At 60.2% G+C, this 18,732-nt stretch carries 19 protein-coding genes; 6 read left to right on the top strand and 13 right to left on the bottom strand.

The features are described from left to right. Nucleotides 1-2 precede the first annotated feature (2 nt). The 9 genes from BM254_RS11945 to ubiE form a co-directional block, all read right to left on the bottom strand. On the bottom strand, nucleotides 3-722 hold the full coding sequence (locus BM254_RS11945) for a 16S rRNA (uracil(1498)-N(3))-methyltransferase (protein ID WP_092003710.1): 720 nt from the start codon (nucleotides 720-722) through the stop codon (nucleotides 3-5). After that, a complete protein-coding gene (gene tatC / locus BM254_RS11950) occupies nucleotides 719-1,504 on the bottom strand; it encodes a twin-arginine translocase subunit TatC (RefSeq protein WP_092003712.1) in 786 nt (261 codons plus the stop codon). The genes BM254_RS11945 and tatC overlap by 4 nt, the downstream gene beginning before the upstream one ends. Beyond that, nucleotides 1,501-1,956, bottom strand: a complete 456-nt coding sequence (gene tatB / locus BM254_RS11955) for a Sec-independent protein translocase protein TatB (RefSeq protein WP_245777436.1) — start codon at nucleotides 1,954-1,956, stop codon at nucleotides 1,501-1,503. The genes tatC and tatB overlap by 4 nt, the downstream gene beginning before the upstream one ends. Nucleotides 1,957-1,967: 11 nt before the next feature. Continuing rightward, the gene (gene tatA / locus BM254_RS11960) at nucleotides 1,968-2,204 is read right to left on the bottom strand and encodes a Sec-independent protein translocase subunit TatA (protein ID WP_092003715.1); all 237 of its coding nucleotides are present in this window, start codon (nucleotides 2,202-2,204) and stop codon (nucleotides 1,968-1,970) included. Nucleotides 2,205-2,295: 91 nt separating this feature from the next. Continuing rightward, on the bottom strand, nucleotides 2,296-2,625 hold the full coding sequence (locus tag BM254_RS11965) for a phosphoribosyl-ATP diphosphatase (protein WP_092003718.1): 330 nt from the start codon (nucleotides 2,623-2,625) through the stop codon (nucleotides 2,296-2,298). A gap of 10 nt (nucleotides 2,626-2,635) precedes the next feature. Next, nucleotides 2,636-3,052 (bottom strand): phosphoribosyl-AMP cyclohydrolase, encoded by a 417-nt coding sequence (hisI, locus tag BM254_RS11970; protein ID WP_092003721.1) that lies wholly within the window; start codon nucleotides 3,050-3,052, stop codon nucleotides 2,636-2,638. A 28-nt stretch (nucleotides 3,053-3,080) separates the two neighbouring features. Further along, nucleotides 3,081-4,724 carry a ubiquinone biosynthesis regulatory protein kinase UbiB gene (ubiB, locus tag BM254_RS11975; protein ID WP_092003724.1) on the bottom strand — a complete coding sequence of 548 codons (1,644 nt, stop codon included), beginning with the start codon at nucleotides 4,722-4,724 and terminating at the stop codon, nucleotides 3,081-3,083. Beyond that, on the bottom strand, nucleotides 4,721-5,362 hold the full coding sequence (locus BM254_RS11980; protein ID WP_092003727.1) for a ubiquinone biosynthesis accessory factor UbiJ: 642 nt from the start codon (nucleotides 5,360-5,362) through the stop codon (nucleotides 4,721-4,723). The genes ubiB and BM254_RS11980 overlap by 4 nt, the downstream gene beginning before the upstream one ends. Further along, entirely contained in the window at nucleotides 5,362-6,153 is a 792-nt protein-coding gene (ubiE, locus tag BM254_RS11985) for a bifunctional demethylmenaquinone methyltransferase/2-methoxy-6-polyprenyl-1,4-benzoquinol methylase UbiE (protein WP_092003730.1), read from the bottom strand. The genes BM254_RS11980 and ubiE overlap by 1 nt, the downstream gene beginning before the upstream one ends. Nucleotides 6,154-6,268: 115 nt before the next feature. Between ubiE and BM254_RS11990 the strand changes: the two genes are divergently transcribed. Beyond that, nucleotides 6,269-6,547, top strand: a complete 279-nt coding sequence (locus BM254_RS11990; protein WP_092003733.1) for a polyhydroxyalkanoic acid system family protein — start codon at nucleotides 6,269-6,271, stop codon at nucleotides 6,545-6,547. A gap of 4 nt (nucleotides 6,548-6,551) precedes the next feature. Here BM254_RS11990 and BM254_RS11995 read toward each other — a convergent pair whose 3' ends face one another. Continuing rightward, on the bottom strand, nucleotides 6,552-7,301 hold the full coding sequence (locus BM254_RS11995) for a DUF8198 family protein (RefSeq protein WP_092003736.1): 750 nt from the start codon (nucleotides 7,299-7,301) through the stop codon (nucleotides 6,552-6,554). Between the two features lie 68 nt (nucleotides 7,302-7,369). Beyond that, nucleotides 7,370-8,293 (bottom strand): alpha/beta hydrolase, encoded by a 924-nt coding sequence (locus tag BM254_RS12000; RefSeq protein WP_092003739.1) that lies wholly within the window; start codon nucleotides 8,291-8,293, stop codon nucleotides 7,370-7,372. 326 nt (nucleotides 8,294-8,619) lie between these two features. Here BM254_RS12000 and BM254_RS12005 point away from each other — a divergent pair, with 326 nt between their 5' ends. The 3 genes from BM254_RS12005 to BM254_RS12015 all read left to right on the top strand — a co-directional run bounded on the left by BM254_RS12005 (nucleotide 8,620) and on the right by BM254_RS12015 (nucleotide 13,696). After that, on the top strand, nucleotides 8,620-10,020 hold the full coding sequence (locus BM254_RS12005) for a WS/DGAT domain-containing protein (protein WP_092003742.1): 1,401 nt from the start codon (nucleotides 8,620-8,622) through the stop codon (nucleotides 10,018-10,020). 267 nt (nucleotides 10,021-10,287) lie between these two features. Further along, nucleotides 10,288-11,457, top strand: a complete 1,170-nt coding sequence (gene nosP / locus BM254_RS12010; RefSeq protein WP_092003960.1) for a nitric oxide-sensing protein NosP — start codon at nucleotides 10,288-10,290, stop codon at nucleotides 11,455-11,457. Beyond that, complete coding sequence (locus BM254_RS12015; RefSeq protein ID WP_092003957.1) at nucleotides 11,435-13,696, top strand: hybrid sensor histidine kinase/response regulator; 2,262 nt, start codon at nucleotides 11,435-11,437, stop codon at nucleotides 13,694-13,696. The genes nosP and BM254_RS12015 overlap by 23 nt, the downstream gene beginning before the upstream one ends. A gap of 201 nt (nucleotides 13,697-13,897) precedes the next feature. On the opposite strand, the gene BM254_RS12020 is transcribed toward BM254_RS12015, so the two are convergent. Next, the gene (locus tag BM254_RS12020) at nucleotides 13,898-14,575 is read right to left on the bottom strand and encodes a response regulator (RefSeq protein WP_092003745.1); all 678 of its coding nucleotides are present in this window, start codon (nucleotides 14,573-14,575) and stop codon (nucleotides 13,898-13,900) included. Between the two features lie 191 nt (nucleotides 14,576-14,766). Here BM254_RS12020 and BM254_RS12025 point away from each other — a divergent pair, with 191 nt between their 5' ends. Together BM254_RS12025 and BM254_RS12030 are read left to right on the top strand one after the other, a co-directional pair. Further along, nucleotides 14,767-15,636: a bile acid:sodium symporter family protein gene (locus BM254_RS12025; protein WP_092003749.1), complete on the top strand. Its 870-nt coding sequence runs from the start codon at nucleotides 14,767-14,769 to the stop codon at nucleotides 15,634-15,636. Nucleotides 15,637-15,764: 128 nt separating this feature from the next. Next, a complete protein-coding gene (locus BM254_RS12030) occupies nucleotides 15,765-17,411 on the top strand; it encodes a hypothetical protein (RefSeq protein WP_092003752.1) in 1,647 nt (548 codons plus the stop codon). A 93-nt stretch (nucleotides 17,412-17,504) separates the two neighbouring features. On the opposite strand, the gene BM254_RS12035 is transcribed toward BM254_RS12030, so the two are convergent. Then, nucleotides 17,505-18,614, bottom strand: a complete 1,110-nt coding sequence (locus BM254_RS12035) for a helix-turn-helix transcriptional regulator (protein ID WP_092003755.1) — start codon at nucleotides 18,612-18,614, stop codon at nucleotides 17,505-17,507. Nucleotides 18,615-18,732: the final 118 nt, after the last annotated feature.

Consider the following 18,732-nt stretch of genomic DNA (forward strand, 5'->3'; position numbering starts at 1 on the left):
GTTTAACGGCAGGCGTCAAAAAGCCGGCTGACCAGCACCGGTACGGCGGTTTCCACCCGCAGGATCCGGGGGCCGAGATGAACGCCCTGGCAACCGGCCTCCTCGAGCTTGCCCACCTCATATGGGGTTAAGCCTCCCTCGGGGCCGATACACAGCACGGCCGGTTCATCGAGGTGCACCGGGCACGGCGTGGGTGTGCCGGGATGGGCCACCAGTGCCCGCTTGCCGGCGAGGATGCCGGGCAGCTCGTCTTCCACGAAGGGTTTGAACAGTTTGCGGATGTGAATGGTCGGCATCACCGTATCTTTGGCCTGCTCGAGACCCAGGGCCAGGTTTTCCCGCAGGTTGTCCTCCGACAGCCAGGGGGTCTGCCAGAAACTCTTCTCCACCTTGTAACTGTTGATCAGCCAGATGTCCTTGATGCCGAGGGAGGCGCAGGTCTGCAGTACCCGGCGGAACATTTTGGGGCGGGGCATGGCCAGGATCAGGGTCAGGGGCAGCGCAGTCGGGGGCTGCTGATCCAGCGTCACCTGCAGCTCCGCTTCGGTATCCGTCAGCCGGATCACCTCTCCACTTCCCATCAGGCCATCAACGCGACCGACCGGAATGCGGTCACCGGCTGCGACCTTCAGTACGGAATGCAGGTGGGCCAGCCGGCGGCCGGTCAGCACCGCCCGGTCCGGCGTGACAAAATCCTCGTCAAACAGCAGTGCCAGGTTCATTCGCCGGGGAAATCTTCCGAATCCTCGCTGGCCACCTCACGGCGGGCCAGGCGCCCGAACAGGATGCCGAACTCGAACAGGATCCACATGGGTACTGCCAGCAGAGTCTGGGAGATGATGTCCGGGGGGGTCAACAGCATGCCGATGATGAAACAGCCAACCACCACATAGGGACGCTTGGCGGCCAGATCGTCCGGGGTGGTGGCGCCGGTCAGGATCAGCAGCACAGTGGCGATCGGGATCTCGAAGGCCACCCCGAAGGCAAAGAACATCTTGAGCACGAAATTCAGGTAGCTGTTGATGTCCGGCAGTTCCACGATCCCTTCCGGGCCGATGGCGGTAAAGAACCCGAACACCAGTGGAAACACCACGTAATAGGCAAAGGCCGCGCCGGCATAGAACAGGATCACCGAGGTGAACAGCAACGGAAACGCCAGGCGCTTCTCGTGGGCATATAGCCCCGGAGCGATGAAGCTCCACAGCTGGTAGAGGATCACCGGAATTGCGGCAAAGACCGAGAGCACCAGTGCCAGCTTCAGGGGTGCGAAGAAGGGCGAGGTGACGTCGGTGGCGATCATGCTCTGCCCAACGGGCAGCAACTCCCTGATCGGCTGGCTCAGCCAGAGATACAGTTCGTTGGCGAAGGGATAGATCGCGGCGAAACAGATCACCACGGCCAGTACCATTTTCAACAGTCGGTTACGCAGCTCGAGTAAGTGCTCGATCAGCGGCATTTCCTGTTGTTCGGGGTGGATCTGGTTGCCGTCTGGCTGTTGGGTCATGAACGGTTATCCGACGGGCCTGATTGGGTCTCGCGTTCACCGGAGGATTCGCTGGTCGGTTCCGGTGCCTTGTTGTTCTGGCTGTTTGCGCCGGAGGAGTCCGTTCCCTCACTTTCGCCGGCCATGCGGCGGGTTGCCGGCGCCGGCCTGGGGTTTCGGGCCTCTTCGTCGGACAGGATCATGTGCTCGTACTTCTTGGCCTCATCAAGGGCCCCCCGCACGGTTTTCTGCACATCATCCAGGCCGACATCGCCCGCTTTACGAAGCTCCTCGCGCAGTTCCTCGGCTTTCAGTTGCCGGTCAAGCTCGGAGCTGAACTGGCCGACCATGCGGCGCGCAGTGCCCACCCAGCGCCCGGCAGCCCGCGCGGCTGTAGGGAGCCGTTCGGGGCCAAGCACCAAAAGCGCAATAACGCCGCAGATCAGCAGCTCAAGGAAGCCGATATCGAACATTCAGCCAGGTCTCAGCTGTGGGTTTTTTCCCGGGGCTTGTCTTCCGCTTCAGCCTGCTGGGGCTCGTCCTTGGATTTTTCTTCCAGGGAATCCTTTTCGTCCTTCGCGGTATCATCGTCATTCATGGACTTCTTGAAGCCGCGAATAGCGCCACCGAGGTCGCTGCCGATGTTCCGCAGTTTCTTGGTTCCGAACAACAGGATAACAATGCCAAGTACGATCAGGAGTTGCCAGATACTGATACCCATGCGGGGTTCCTCATTCTCATTGTTTCAGTTCAGGGACATTGTACGTTAACGGAGCCGTCATGCAGAAACCCCCGAAAGGGGTAATATCTGCCTACTTGCTCCGGGATGCCTTTTCTTCCAGTCCTGACAGGTCAAAACGCCGTGCCAGCTCGTTCAGGACGTCGTCCGGTCCGAGTCCCAGCCGGGACAGCATGACCATGCTGTGAAACCACAGATCAGCGGTCTCGTAGACCACATCCGAGGTTTCGCCGCTGTGCTCGGCATCCTTGGCAGCCAGCAGTGTTTCGGTACATTCCTCACCGACCTTTTCCAGGATCTTGTTCAGCCCCTTGGCATGCAGGCTGGCGACATAGGATGACTCCGGGTCTGCATTCTTGCGGGCTTCCAGTACCTGGGCCAGGCGTTCCAGTACATCACTCACGGGCTGCTCCTTAGTTGTTGCCATAGATTGCGTCCGGATCCTTGATGACCGGATCCACCGCAACCCACGCTCCGTCCTTCAGGGTACGGTAAAAACAGCTGCGTCGGCCAGTATGGCACGCAATGCCGCCTTTCTGCTCGACTTTCAGCAGAATCACATCCTCGTCGCAGTCCAGTCGGATGTCCTTCACCACCTGTTGGTGGCCGGATGTCTCGCCCTTGCGCCAGAGCTTGCCCCGTGAACGGGACCAGTACACCGCATGGCCTTCTTCCGCAGTCAGCCGTAGGGATTCCCGGTTCATCCAGGCCATCATCAGGATCTCGCCGGTTTCGGCATCCTGGGCAATGGCCGGGACCAGGCCGTCCTCGGTCCAGCGAATGGCATTCAACCAGTCAGGGCTGTCGACAGTAGCGGAGCTTTCTTGCATTTATGTGAATCCCGGTTTGTCTTGTGGTTTAACGGCCGCCGCGCAGCACCAGCCCGCCGGCGATGGCCAGCAGGGCCCAGCTCCATGCCGGCGTGTTTTCGACCCAGGCCCGGGCCTCGGGCTGGGTTCCGATCACCGCCGCAGCCACCAGTACCACGGCCATACCGGCCCGGCGCCAGCGACGTTCGGTGCGGGCCTGCTGCTGTCGCAACAGCTCCAGTGTATCGCGGTTTTGCTGTTCGGTGGGCCCGGCATGCCGCATCTGCAGCAAGGCGTCGTGGATCAGTTGCGGCATCTCCGGTGACTGTTCCAGCCAGGAGGGCAGGTGAGACTGCAGCGACTTAAGCAACCCGGAGGGGCCGATGCGCTTGCGCATCCAGTCCTCGAGGAACGGCTGGGCGGTGCTCCAGAGATCCAGTTCCGGATACAGCTGCCGCCCCAGACCCTCGACATTGAGCAGGGTTTTCTGCAGCAGTACCAGTTGGGGCTGGACCTCCATATTGAAGCGCCGGGCGGTCTGGAACAGCCTCAGCAGGAAGTGACCGAAGGAGATGTCCTTCAGGGGGCGTTCGAATATCGGCTCGCACACGGTACGGATGGCGGCCTCGAACTCATTGACCCGGGTGTCCGGTGGTACCCAGCCGGACTGGATGTGCAGTTGCGCGACCTGGCGGTAATCCCGGCGGAAAAACGCCAGCAGGTTGCGGGCCAGGTAGCTCTGGTCATCCGGTGCCAGGGTGCCGACAATGCCGAAATCGATGGCGATATAGCGCGGGTCGGACGGGTTGGATACGTCGACGAAGATATTGCCCGGGTGCATGTCGGCATGGAAGAAACTGTCCCGGAACACCTGGGTGAAGAAGATTTCCACGCCCTTTTCGGCCAGTACCTTCATGTTGACGCCGGCTGCCTCCAGTGCGGGCACGTCGGCAATGGGAATGCCGTGGATGCGTTCCATCACCAGTACCGACTTGCGGGTGTAGTCCCAGTCGATAAAGGGGATGTAGATCAACGACGAGTTCTCGAAGTTGCGGCGCAGCTGGCTGGCGTTGGCGGCCTCGCGCTGCAGGTCCAGTTCGTCATGGATGGTGGAATCGTAATCGGCGACCACGTCCACCGGATGCAGGCGCTTGCCCTCGGACCAATACTTCTCCAGCAGGCCGGCCATTAGGTACATGAGGGCCAGGTCCTGGTGGATCACCTTTTCGATACCCGGCCTCAGCACCTTGACCACCACACGCTGGCCGTTAGGAAGGGTGGCGGCATGGACCTGGGCCACCGAGGCGGACGCCATGGGATCGGGGGAGAACTCCGCAAACAGTTCGGAGACCGGCTTGCCCAGGGAGGTTTCGATGATGTTTCGGGCGGTATCGCTGGGGAACGGCGGCACCCGGTCCTGTAGCTGCTTGAGGGACTCGGCCATGTCGTCAGGCAGCAGATCACGTCGGGTGGACAGGATCTGGCCGAATTTCACGAACACCGGCCCCAGCTCTTCCAGGGCAAGACGCAACCGGTCGCCCCGGCCCAGTTTGGGTTGCGGGAACAGGTGCCAGGGTGCCAGCAGGAAAAACACCTTCAGGGGCGTCGGCAGTTCGGCGATCGGCAGAAACGTGTCCAGGCGGTAACGGCAGAATACCCAGGCAATTCGGAACAGGCGTCTCAGGCGGGTCACGGGTTCTCCGGTTCGTCAGTGATTTCGCGGTCTTCCAGCAGCCGGAGCCGGGCTTCCAGGCGCTCGGTGCGCAGACTCAGCTCATCGATATCCCCGAAGGTGGCTCCCAGTTCCCGGCGCCCGGGTAGCGTGCGACTCTCCTCGTGGAGGTATTCCTCGATGTTCGCGTTCATGGAACGGACCGCGTCCCGGCTCCATTTCACCGCATGGCGCAGGCGTTTGCCAAGGAAGTGTGCCGGAACGTCACCGATGTGCCGGGCCATCGCGGCTTCCCAGTCGGGTTCGAGCTGGTTCAGGGCCCGCTGGAGCTGGTGGGCGAGGCCGGTATCGCCATCCACAGCCAGTCGTCCGTCCGCAAATACCCGGTCATCACCCACGGCCAGGGCGGCAAAGGCCAGCGGCCGGCCACTGATCCGCAGCGCCGGTTCCATTGGGGGCTGGCTGCTGACCTGGACCCGATCCCCGGTCTGGTCGAGGGTATAGGTCAGTGGTACCGGGGCGGTAATATCCAGCTGCACCGGGCCCGTCAGTGCTTTCACCAGGAACTGGCGGCCGGCCGGGTCCAGCTCGAGTGCCCGGTTCAGGGCATTCTCGATGATGGCGCTGGCGGCAGCCTGCAGGGTCGGGCCCGGGAACATCAGGGCTTGATTCCCACGTGCAGGGCGACGATGCCGCCGGTCATGTTGTAGTAGCGGCAGTTCACCAGGCCAGCGTTCTCCATCATGCCCTTGAGGGTCTCCTGATCCGGGTGCATGCGGATGGACTCGGCGAGATACTTGTAGCTCTCGCTGTCACCGGCGATCAGCTGGCCCATCAACGGCAGCGCGTTGAAGGAGTACATGTCGTAGGCCTTGTTCAGCAGCGGATTGGTGGGCTTGGAGAACTCCAGCACCATCAGCTTGCCGCCGGGCTTGAGCACGCGGGTCATGTCGCGCAGGGCCTGATCCTTGTCGGTCACGTTGCGCAGGCCGAAGGCAATGGACACGGCGTTGAAGTTGTTGTCCGGGAAGGGCAGGTGCTCGGCATCCGCCTGCACGTATTCGATGTTGCCGGCGTAACCCCGGTCCACCAGCCGGCTGCGGCCGACCTGGAGCATGGAGGCGTTGATGTCGGCGAGGACGACCTTGCCCGACGGACCCACCAGATCCGAGAATTTCATGGTCAGGTCGCCGGTGCCCCCGGCGATGTCCAGGACCTGGTGCCCCGGGCGCACTCCGGAAAGCTCGATGGTGAAACGCTTCCAGAGCCGGTGAATGCCCATGGACATGAGGTCATTCATGAGGTCGTACTTGCCCGCCACGCTGTGGAAGACCTCGGCCACCTGGCCGGCCTTCTGGCTTTTCGGCACGTTGCGGAAACCGAAATGGGTAACGTCGTCCTGGCCATTGCCGGAACCGGACGGATTGGCTGGCGTTTGCTGCTCGCTCATGGGGGATGTCCTGTCAGAATCTGAACCCCGTATTCTAACGGTTGGCGGGGTGGCTACAAGTTTAATACCGCCTTACACTGTAAAACCGTTTCAATTTGGAAGAGAAAACTGATCCATGTCTGTCATTGATGTTCATCGCCCCCATTCCCTGGACAAGGAACACGCCCGCCAGGCGGCGGAAACCCTGGCCCAGGATCTGTCGAAGCAGTTCGATGTGCATTACCAGTGGGAAGGTGATGTCATGAAGTTCAAGCGCAGTGGTGTGAAGGGCCACCTGAACATCACCCCGGATGACCTGCATATCCGTCTGGAGCTGGGCCTGATGCTGCGGCCGTTCAAGCACCGCATCGAGCAGGAGATTCACAGCCAGCTCGACCAGATCATCCAGGCCTGACGGCTCAGAGGTCGCCCGGTAGCTCGAAAGGCGCCGGGTGGCCCGCCAGGATCTGCTCCATTACTCTCCGTTCCCGCCACACCAGCCGTTCAATCAGACTATCGACATCGTCCATTTTGCGGAAGGCACTGTAACCGCGGTGCAGGAAACTGTGCAGGTCGCTCAGGTCCGCCATCTCCGCCGGTGTTTTCGCCATGGACAGCAGCCAGCCCAGGGTGCGGTTGCGCACGTAGCGGTCCAGCTGCTGCCCGACCTCCGCCACCAGTTGAATCTGCCTTGACCGGTCGTCCAGCCGCTGGCTTGCCCGGTAGGCCTGGCAGTAGACCGGGGTATCCAGCTCCGCCACCGGCTGTCGGTTCCGGTCGAGCAGTTCGGCCAGTTCCAGGTCCAGCTCCTGGGTCATCAGGTTCAGCTCCACCAGCCCGGCAAAGGTATCCAGCAGGTTGTCCGGCAACCACTTGACCATTTTCGGGAAAACCCGGTCGATGTTGTCGTCCCGGCGGGTCATGCCAGCGGGTGCATAGAGATCGGTGAGCAGGAATTCCAGGCCGGGGCGGTAGCCCGGATGGTCATACAGGTCCTGGTGGGTGGCTTTGAGTCGCCGGGCCTGCCAGTCCGCCACCCTGAAGGTGTCCTCCACCAGCGGGTGTGCCGCCTTGTGCTGCCGGAAGTCGTGGTACGCCAACAGCAACCGCTGAAGCCGGCTTGCCGCTTCGGAATGAACAGGGGTGGCGACCAGGCGGTCACGGTACATGGGGCAGCTCCGCTAAACCGTGGATGGGGGCGCCAGTTTAGCGGAGCGGAACCGGAGATGCAGCAGGATCAGCCCTGGGCGGTGGCCGGCAGGGTCTCGAAGCCCGGAACCCATTCCTTGCTGTCCAGGGTAATGAAGTGGCTCGGTGCCTCGGTTTCCACGATCCGCATGGTGGTCGGGCTCTGGCGGGCGCTGGCCAACATGGCGGAGCGGTCCAGGATCCGGTCCACCGCAGGGATCAGGAAGGTGCCGTGGCGGATGTGCTGGTACACCGAGGGGTCGGTCCGGGTCATCCAGTCCATGATGTTCTCGATGTTGCGGACAATGGTCAGATGATCCTTGGTGGCAGAGAACAGCTTGCTCAGCAACTGCTTCTTGCGTGGATTCATCTTGCCGAAGAACGTCTGGCCGTACGCGGACTGGGGCGCACTGTTGATCAGTCGGATCAGCCAGGGCCACATGCCATGACTGACCGGCTCCAGCAGCATGGTCACCAGGCCGTGCAGCCGCCCCTGGGGCAGTACCGGGGCCTCGAGCACCACTTCCACCTCCTCGTAGAGTTCGGGCCATTGCTTCATGGCTTCGAGGATCACCGCGCCGCCTCGGGAGTGGCCGTGAACACGAAGGTTGCGGGTGGTGGGCAGGTTGGCCAGGGCCTGGTTGAGGATGCAGGCATCGTATTCGATGGTGCCTTCGAGATGCTTGATGGGCACTTCCCAGTCAGGCGTCTCGGGTGTGACCCCGTTCACCGGAATGTGGTAGTTGCTGCAGGTCAGCAGGATCAGTTCGGTGGTGGCGCCTTCGTAAGCCTGGGTGAAGTAGCAGTGGTTCTCCAGAAAGCCGTGCACACCAATAACCGTCTGCTCCGCCTTGCCGCTGTGGTTGCGGACCGAAACAGCACCCTTGCCCACGCGGTAGACGCGACCCGAGAACATCTCGGAGTAGGCGCTCTCAATGGGCTTGATCAGCTTGCGAACATGGCTCGCTTTCATACCTGCTCTCCCCCCAGCACTGCAAATGTCGGTTATTGGTATTGGTTTGTGCTGGTAACCTTGTTGTACCGCGATGGTGGCGGGCATTTATTGGCGCCGGATACACTTTTTTCGGCATTCCCCGGCCAATAGACAGGGGCCCGGACCCGCTAATAACCATTGCATCAAGGCTTATAACCAGTATAGGACTGAACAGTTACTCACGTGTAATTTTTTGTAACCGTGTGCGGCGCTCGCCGTGTGGAGCCGTTTCGGGTTGTCTGGCACAATGCGGTGTTCGGTTTTTACGTACCATTGGATGTTACTGACCCCGGGGACCCTCAGGTTTGAGTCAAGCGCAATCGCATCTCCTGCTGCCCGCAGATTCGGCCTGGCTGGCACTGGAGCGCCCGGATAATCCGATGACCATTACCGTGATGCTGAGGGTCGATGGGCTCACCGCGCCCCGGTTTCGCGAATTCCTGGAAGTGTACTGGATTGCCTGGGAGCGCTTTGTGCATCGCCCGGTGCAGCGAGGCCCCGGCTGGTGGTGGCAGCGGGATGCCGAGTTCGATGTCGGGCGGCACCTGGATGTGGTCATCGAGCGCTTCTCCGAGGCAGGGCTGCAGGAATGGGTCTCCGCACGGTTAAATGAACCCCTGCCGCTGTTCCGTCCCATGTGGAAGTTCTGGCTGGCACCCAACGCCCCGGGTGGGGCCGCGCTGGTGCTGCGGATGCACCATTGCTACGCCGATGGCCTGTCCCTGCTGGGGATTTTTGACCAGCTCTGCCCGGCCTCGCCGAGGCAGCATCCGGCGCTCTACGGCGCGCCGGAACAGGGTGAGTTTTCCCGCTGGACCTCCGCCGCCCAGGCCTGGCTGGAACAGTTGGTGCCGGGCCAACAAGACCGGGAGCCCGGGGCCGATGAGTCCCGATCGGCGACAGCTTCCCTGGAGCACGCGGGGCAGGCCCTTGAGCAATACGCCCAGAAAGGCCTGCGCTTGCTGAACGAAGTCACCGACTTTCTGGTAGAGCCCGAAGACTCCTCCTCCGAACTCCGGCGGCCGCTGCTGGGCAGGCGCCATTGCCGCTGGTCGGCACCGGTTCCACTGGAGCGCTTCGGTGCCATTGCCCGGACTACCAACGTCACCATCAATGATGTGTTGCTCAGTTGCGTGGCAGCCGCAGCCCGGCCCAGGTTGGGGCTGAGTGATGACGAGCTGGAACAGGCGGTCATGCATGCTGCGGTGCCGGTGGATATCCGTGACCGTCTGCCGGAGGAGCTGAAACCCCGGCCCGGAACGCTGGGGAACTATTTCGGTACCGTATTCGTACCCCTGCCGGTGGATGGTGAAAGCCCCCTGGAGCGGCTGTACCGGATCAAGCAGGAAACCCGCCGGCTCAAGAAAAGCTGGCAGCCGGGAATTGCCTGGGGGCTGGCCTCCACCGCCTCGGCGATTCCGGATCCTTTGCGCCAGCCCATCGCCGATGTGTTCTACCGCAAGGCATCCGTGGTGGTGTCGAACGTGCCCGGCAAACGGGAATCGCGCTATCTTGCCGGCTGCCGGATTACCGAACAGATGTTCTGGGTGCCGCAGGCCGGCGATATCGGTGTCGGTATCAGCATCGTCAGCTACGCCGGCCAGGTCCAGTTCGGTGTGGTGGCGGACGAGTCGGTGATATCGGATCCCTCGTCGTTCCTGGATGACTGCGTGCAGGAGCTGGACCGTTTCCCGGGTGGGTCGTAATTCCAAAGTTGCGATTCTGAACCTTCCCAAATGAGCAGCAAACCTGCTCCCTTGTGGCATTTCCCCTGTTGTCCCTCCTCTACGACTTAAGTGCTGGTTCGTTGGTGATTGAGTAGCGGTGTCGCAGTGAACTGACCGGACGGCAGATTGTGATCAATGGCTTAGGGTGATTGAGCCGCGCCGATAAAAAGCACGGAAGTCGCATTGGCTGGTTAAGGGGATCCTGTAGAATCTGAAGAAACCCTGAAACGTTTGGAGCCGGTGACCATGAGATCAGCGACGACCCTGCCGGCAGTCCGGGTGGCAAGCGCGAGCGTTCGAGATCCAGTGCTGGCGGCCACCCAGCTCGCCAGCCAGTTGAGCCACGAGCATCTTGGCTGTGTCCTGTTCTTCTGCTCGGCTGAATACGACCTGCAGCGGCTCGGGCCGGCACTCGAACGAGCCTTCCCGGATGTTCGTGTCTGCGGCTGTACTTCGGCCGGGGAAATCACGCCCGACGGCTATGGCCGGGGCTGCATCACGGCCATCGGCTTTGACCGACGTTATTTCGCCATCGATTGTGCCCTGATATCGGCGCTGGACCGTTTCACGCTTCAGGATGCCCAGGGCGTTATCGATGGCCTGCTGGCGACCTGTCGGGACGCCAGGCTGGCCCCGGTGAAGGGCAATACCTTTGCCATTACCCTGCTGGATGGCCTTTCCAGCCGGGAAGAACTGGTGCTCGCCACCCTCAATTCCGCTCTCGGCACCATTCCCCAGTTCGGCGGATCAGCCGGTGACGACGAGCGTCTGGCCAATACCCATGTATTTTTCGACGGCCAGTTCCACACCGGAGCGGCCACGGTGATGCTGGTGAATACGCCGCTGGATTTCCGGGTGTTCTCCACTCACCACATGGTGGACCGCAGCGAGAAACTGGTGGTTACCGATGCCTGCCCGGAAAGCCGTACCGTGCTTGAGCTCAACGCGGAGCCGGCGGCAGAAGCCTATGCCCGGGCGGTGGGTGTCAGCGTGGATGATCTGGACCGCAAGACCTTCGCCCTCAGGCCGTTGGGCGTGAAGATCGGGGGCCACTACTTCGTCCGCTCGATCCAGCGGGTCAATCCGGACGGCAGCCTGACGTTCTATTGCGCCGTCGAGACCGGCATCGTGATGACTGCCATGGAACCGGAGGGCCTGCTCGACAGCGTCCGCCAGCAGATCGAAGCCTCCGAGCGGGTGGTGGGTGCGCCACTGGTGACCATCGGCTGCGACTGTTTCCTGCGCCGGCTGGAGGCGGAGCTGACCGGTGAGGTGGATGCTGTCTCCGAGTTCCTGCGGCATCACAAGGTCATCGGCTTCAACACCTATGGCGAACAGTTCGACGGCATGCACATCAACCAGACGTTTACGGGGGTGGTGATTGGCCAGCCTGATGCCCGCTCGGGAACATCCTGAGGAAATCAAGGAAGAGCTGAAGGACCGGCGCATTGCCGAGCTGGAGGCGGAAAACCAGCGGCTGCGCCGCATCCGTGATGCCCTGATCGTGCGGGTGGAATCCGGTGTGGCCCACAAGCCCGAGCCCTATGCGGCGTTCGAGCACTCGGTCATCCTGGCCGAACAGGTGCGCGAGCGTACCGAAGCCCTGAACCTCACCATGGAGGAGCTCAAGGGCAGTAACAAGGCCCTGAGCCGGGCGAGGGAAGAAGCGGAGACCACTCGTCAGAGACTCAGTGATGCCATCGAGAGCATCGCCGACGGTTTTGTCCTGTTCGATCGCCAGCACCGGCTGATCCAGAGCAACAGCCGGTTTCGCAGTTACTGGAGCCATGCCGGCGTCAGCCCACCCGAAGCGGGTACCGCCATTGAAGACGTGAAGGCGAGGGCGATGGCCTGCGGCCTGATTGTCGAGGAACACAGCCACGAGGACGCCGAAGGCACCGTGTTCCTGCTGTCCAACGACCGGTGGGTGCAGATGACCGAGCGGCCAACCCTCGAAGGTGGCCTGGTGGTGCTGTATTCCGACATTACCGACGTCAAGAACAGCGAGATGGCTCGCCGGATCAAGGCCCTGGAAGAGAGCGAGCGCTGGATCCGTGTGGTCACCGACCATGTGCCGGCCCTGATCGCCTACGTCGGGGCGGACATGACCGTGCAGTTCTGCAACAAGGTCTACGAGGCCTGGTACGGACGTGGCGGGTCGCCCCTGTTGGGGCAGCGGCTGGATCAGATCCACTGCCCCGAGTTCTACCAGCGTTTGCTGCCCCAGATCATGGAAGTCCTGGACGGTCAAAACGTCACCTTCGAGCTGGAGGAGACCGGTGAGGGCGGGGAAGTCCGTTACATGCTGCGCTCCTACGTGCCCAACTTCGACGAGTTCGGGGACATCATCGGCTTCTTCGTACTGATTCGTGACATTACCGACCGGCGCAAGACCGCCCTGGCACTGGAGCAGGCCTACGACAACCTGGAGCGCCGGGTGAAGGAGCGCACGGCGGCCCTGAGCGGGCTCAACAGCCAGTTGCGTGAGGAAATCTCGGAACGGGCAGCGGTGGAGGCCCGACTGCGGGAGGCGAAGCAGGAAGCCGAGCGCGCCAACATGTCCAAGACCAAGTTCCTGGCTGCGGTCAGCCACGATCTTCTGCAACCGCTGAATGCCGCCCGCCTGTTCACCAGCGCGCTGCAGGAGCATGCCTTCGGGCCCAAGGCGGAGGGACTGGTGCGGTCGGTCAGTACCTCTCTGGACGACGTCGAGAACCTGCTCGGCACGCTGGTGGACATCTCCAAGCTCGATGCCGGTGTGATCAAGCCGGACGTCACCGCCTTCGACCTGCGGGATCTGCTTAACAACATCGCCCGCGAGTTCCGCCAGATGGCGCTGGCGGAGAATTTGAGCCTGGATTTCGTGCCCTCGTCCGTGGTGGTGGAGTCCGATTCCCAGCTGCTGGCCCGGATACTGCGAAACTTTCTTACCAATGCCATCCGCTACACCAGCTCGGGTCGCATTCTGCTGGGTTGCCGGCGGCGGAAGGATCACGTGCTGTTGCAGGTCTGGGATACCGGCCCCGGGATTCCCGAGGACAAGCTCACCGAAATCTTTCAGGAGTTCAAACGTATCCGGCCCGGCGGTTCCCAGGCAGACAAGGGCCTCGGCCTGGGCCTGGCGATCGTGGACAAGATCTCCCGCATGCTCGGCCATGAGGTAACCGTGTCCTCGGTGGAGGGCAAGGGCTCAGTGTTCAGCGTACAGGTCCCCCTGGGCCAGCTGAAACCCCGCCGGCCAGGTGCTGATAACGGGTTGGGGAGCAGTCTTGATGACGGCCTGAGCGGCGCCCGTGTGTGGGTCATCGATAACGACCAGGCCATCTGCCAGGGCATGAAAACCCTGCTCGAGGGCTGGGACTGCCGGGTAATAACGGCGGTGTCCCTGGAGGATCTGGAACGGCAGCTGCCGATCGAGTCCTGCCCCGTGGATCTTATCCTGGCGGATTACCATCTGGATAACGATGAAAACGGTGTGGACGTGGTGGGGGAAATCAACCGCCGGCGGGCGGTTCCGGCGCCGGTGCTCATGATCACCGCCAATTACACCAACGAGCTGAAGCAGCATATCCGGGAGCTGGGATATCTGTTGATGAACAAGCCGGTGAAGCCGTTGAAACTGCGGAGTGTGCTGAATCATGTGATTCGGGGGTGAGACCGGGGGCCTGGGTGAAAGAGGGGTCAGAAGAAGGCTTTCTTCAGACCCCGATTGGGGTAGCCCATGGTTTCGCCTTTCTCAGGGGTCTGATGAACTCGTTCATCTGACCCCATGTTCAAACCCGGCGCCAGAATCCCCTACTCAGGGGTCTGATGAACTTGTTCATCTGACCCTATGTTCAGATCCGGCCTTCCAGCCTCAGCGCTTCAGATACTGACTGAAATCCACATCACTGGCCGACAGAATCGCCTGCACCCGATTATGCACCCCCAGCTTCCGAAGAATGGCGGATACATGAGCCTTCACCGTCGTCTCGGCGATATTCAGGTTATAGGCAATCTGCTTGTTGGATTCCCCCTTGGACATCCGCTCCAGTACCAGCAGTTGCCGGCGGGTCAGGGAGTTGAGCAGCTCCGGTGAGATCGGGTTGTCGTTGCTGCGGCTGCGGCGATGGCTGCTTTCCTTGCCGGTGCGGATGATGTCGGAAGGCAGATAGACGTTGCCGTTGAGGATCTGCTGGATGGCCTCGGTCATCTGGGCCCGGGGCGAAGACTTGGTGATAAATCCCACGGCCCCATAGGTGATGGCCTGCAGGACCACCTGCTTGTCTTCCTCGGCGGAGACAATTACCACCGGAATACTGGGCGCCTCATTGCGCAGCGTGATCAGGCCATTGAGCCCGTGCATGCCTGGCATGTTCAGGTCCAGCAGGATCAGGTCCAGGTCGTCGTTTTCCCGGGTGATCTCCAGGGTGCTGTCGAGGTCATCGGTTTCGATAATTTCACTGCCGTCGAAACCGGAAGAAATTACACTACTGATGGCTTCGCGGAACAGCGGGTGGTCGTCGGCAATCAGGATCTTGTAAGCCGGCTCCATGAGGGTCTCCGTCTGTTTACTTTTTATTGGAATCGGGACTGAATCAGGCCTGATGATAACGGTTTTCCGACTACAGTGCGGTACGCGGATCGTTGTAAATGTCGCTCTCTGCGTCTAAGGCGGTTGGTACCGCTCTATTTTCTATTATTATGATGATCCAATTCGAACAACAATAACGAAGGAGTAGTAACGTGGAATCGAGTCCACTGATCTCGATCGGCCTTCCGATCTCTCTTTTCATCATTATGGTGGGGATCGGCCTGACCCTTACCCTCAGGGATTTTGGTCAGGTGACCATGAACCCCAGGGGGATGATCGTCGGCACCATCGCCCAGATACTCCTGATGCCCCTGGTGGCCTTCGCCATCGCTCCGATGCTGGGTCTCGGTCCCGCGCTGGCGGTTGGCCTGGTGATTATCGCCGCCTGCCCCGGCGGTACCACCTCCAATCTTTTCGTACTTCTGTCCAGGGGCAATATTGCCCTTTCCATCCTGCTGACAGTCTCCGCCAGCCTGATCACCATTGTGACCCTGCCGTTTTTCACCAACTACGCCCTGCAGATGCACTTTGGTGAAGGGGCGGATATCTCGCTCCCGGTCGGCAAGACCATCGCCATGCTGGTGGTCATCGTGCTGTTGCCGGTCGCTATCGGCATGTTTATCCGGACCCGGGCGCCAGAGCGTGCGAAAAAGGCCGAGGGCATGGTGAGCATCTTCGGTGGTCTGGTGCTGCTGGCGCTGATCATCGCGTTGATGTATGGCTCCCGCGACCGCCTGCTGGAACTGCTCGCCCAGGCAGGCCCGGCGGCCTTTCTGCTCAACCTGGTGGGTGTGCTCATCGGTCTGGCCAGCAGCCGTCTGTTCGGCCTGTCACAACGGGAATCCCTGGCGGTTGCCGTGGAGCTGGGCATCAAGAACGGCACCATTGCCCTGATGGTCACCCTGACCCTGCTGGAATCCTCCGAGATGTCCATCCCGGCGGTAGTGTATAGCGTCATGATGTACGGCTTCGGCGCCATCCTCATCATGATGGGGCGGAGGCTGGTTCCGATTACCCCTTAGGTTCCTCAAAACTGCCGGCTGTGAGCTGCGCCGCACTTATCGCTCGCCGCATACCCAATTTTGGGGATGCGCGGGGAGGTTGAAATTATTAAGTATTACTTTCGGTTATTCCAATAACAGGAAAAATTATGAAAGTAATAAAATTCGGCTCCCTGGCTCTGGCAATAGCACTAAGCGGTTGTGGCGGTGGTGGCTCTTCCTCAAGCACTGTGGCTGAAGACACCCCGACACCGGAAAACACCAAAACGGGCATCTTCACGGATAGCGCAGTCGCGAACATCCGGTATCAGACGGCGACCCAGAGTGACTTTACCAGCGCTCTCGGGGAATACGAGTATGTTGAGGGCGAAACGGTAACCTTCAGCATTGGCGGTATTGAGCTGCCCCCGGTACCGGCATCCGGGCGTGTTACGCCCGCTGACATGACTGCTGATACGAGTTCCCCTGACCAGCTGACCAATATCCTGAGGCTGCTGCAAAGCCTGGACGAGGATGGTAACCCCGATAACGGCATCACCATCACCGCTGAAACCCACACGGCGCTGGAGAATGCACTGTTGGTGGTGGATCAGCCCGCTGCGGACTTTGAATCCCAGTTCACGAATGAGGTGGCAAGCTCGGTCGACAAAACGCTGATCAGTGCAGAGGAGGCCGAAGCCCATTTCTATGCTTCCCAGCAGGCTGACCTGCGTGGCAGCTGGATTTTTGTGGAACCCGATAGCGAAAGCAGCAATGGCCAGGGACCGAATGGCGAAGAAATCAATGTGCTGACATTCCTTGAGGATGGCATCTACATCATTGCCCACAAATATGGCAACGACGATCAGGGAGCGGCAACGGCTGAATGGGGCACTTACAGTTGGGACCCGGCAACCGGCGAAATGACTATTTCGGTGCTCGGTGAGTCAGAAGGAGGCGAGGGCGGCCTGTGTCCGGGATTGGCAGAGGATATAGGGAATTGCACGGAAAATGTGCAACTGGTGGGCGATGAGTTGCATTTTGCCAGCGAGGCAGGGGCAGCGACTCCCTTCCAGGCCATCAAGGATGCCAATAACCCATACGTGGGTGCCTGGTATCTGCCAGAAGGAGATGGATTCAATGTGCTGACCATTCTGGATGACAGTCATTACGTGATCGCCCATAACACCAACGGTGAGTCTTACACGGGTGAAGATGTGGTTGCGGTTTCCTCAGAATGGGGTAATTACAGCCTCTCCATGGGCATCTTCGAGGTTGCCAGCGTCGAAACGGAAACCGATGGTCCGGGCGGACTTTACGATTTCAACAGTGGCGGTGGTCTGACCGCCTCGTCAACGGTTACAGGTTACGGCGATCTGCAGTTTGAAATTGCGATCGGTGACGCGTTTTCCCTTCAGCGGGTTGGTCGCTTCAGCGTGGAGCTGAGTGATCTCGCCGGCAATACCAGCAGCATTCTTGTCGAGCGTACCGGTGGTGTCTTTGCTAATGGAACGGACAAGTCATTTGAGTTTGACCTGGTGGGTGAGGACGATACAGTCCAGGTAGACTTGCAGGCCAATAGTACGGGTTCGGTCACTTATTCTGATGGTTATTCTGTTATTGATGAGTGGTCCGTGAATGCCGGTGGTACGCTTTCGTACCTTGAGACGAATATTGAAGATTCGTCCACCGGGTACTGGGTGTTCGCCCCCATCAAGACCTCCGACGGCGAGTGGGCATTGGTGGATTTCCGGCATTCTGACGGATCAACTGAGAGCCTGCTGGGCTTTTATGTGAGTGAGCTGAGACCACTGTAACTGCAACAGTGGGCACTGACCATTCAGGATGGTAAACATGGCTGGCTTACCCCACAAGGGTGCGCCAGCCATGCTTCCTGTCTATCGAAACCTCTAACGCAATAACGCCGACAATATCCGGCTGATCAGCTCCCCTTGTCGCGAACAGTCGGTCTTCTGGAATATCTGTTTGATCTGCGAACGTACTGTAGCCACTCTGCGTCCCAACCGGTCGGCACATCCCTGGGGGTCAATCCCTGCAACCAGGTTTTCGCAGACCTGGGCCTCGGCGGGAGTCAGCTTGAAATAAGCGGCGATGTGCTCTGCATTTGGTAAGACGCGATTCTCCTGATCATACACGGTAACCAGAGCTCCCCCGGCCAGCAATTCACTGCTTTCAATCGGACGTATGACAAAAATCAGAGGGGTGCGGCCCTCTCGCTTGAGAAACAGAGTCTCAGAGGAATAACTTTCCCTGCCCATGCTTGAGCGAACCACCTGGGCAGACGTCCGGAAGAAGGTCGCCTGCAAGTCTTTCTCTGCGAAGCTGAAGCGATCATGACGGATGCTCAAACAGCGTTCCCGTTGAATCAGGTTGCGGGCAGGTTTGTTGGAATACAAAACTGTAGCAAGACTGTCGAGTACAAAGGTGGCATCGGGCAATACTTCTATCACGGAAGCCAGCGAGGAAGCCGCTTTACTGCGTGATTCCAATTGCCGGTGAAGCAGAACGGCCTGCCGGATATGCGGCACCAAACGGTTGAGGGATTGAAGCTCTGATTCCCGGTATGGTCCTTGTGCCACCGTACGCTGGATGGTCAACACGAAGGTATGGGTAGGGGTGCTATCTACGACCAGCCAGGCTGAATCCAGCATATCCTGATCATTTTCCCACCTCGAATAGTCTTCGCCTGGCTGGAAATCCGGGAGTAATGGCAGGGCGGACTGAAACAGAGCGGGGGGCTGGTTAATGGCGTGATTGGTGACCACGTCGTGGGCAATCATGTTGTTTTCCAGGTACCAGCCCAGGAACTCATCGGAGAGTCCGTGATACCAAAGGTGATCCATCTGCAAGGGGTGCTTGCGCACAACCAGCAACTGAGCAGCACAGCCGTTGACTATGCCAACCAGTTTTTCCAGAAATCCGTGAAAACCTTCCCGATCGGTCAAGGCGCCATACAGGGACTGAATCAGGGAGTGCTCACTCTGCAGTTCCAGTGTCATCGTTTTGATTACCCCAGGGCCCGCACCAGCATCAAAAGAAACAGTTTGTATGGACTCATCCTAGTCGAGTCAGGTACATGTAATCGTAAAATAAGGTAAAAACTCCCTGGTCCCACCT

This window comes from Marinobacter pelagius (assembly GCF_900114925.1).
GTDB classification, from domain to species: domain Bacteria; phylum Pseudomonadota; class Gammaproteobacteria; order Pseudomonadales; family Oleiphilaceae; genus Marinobacter; species Marinobacter pelagius.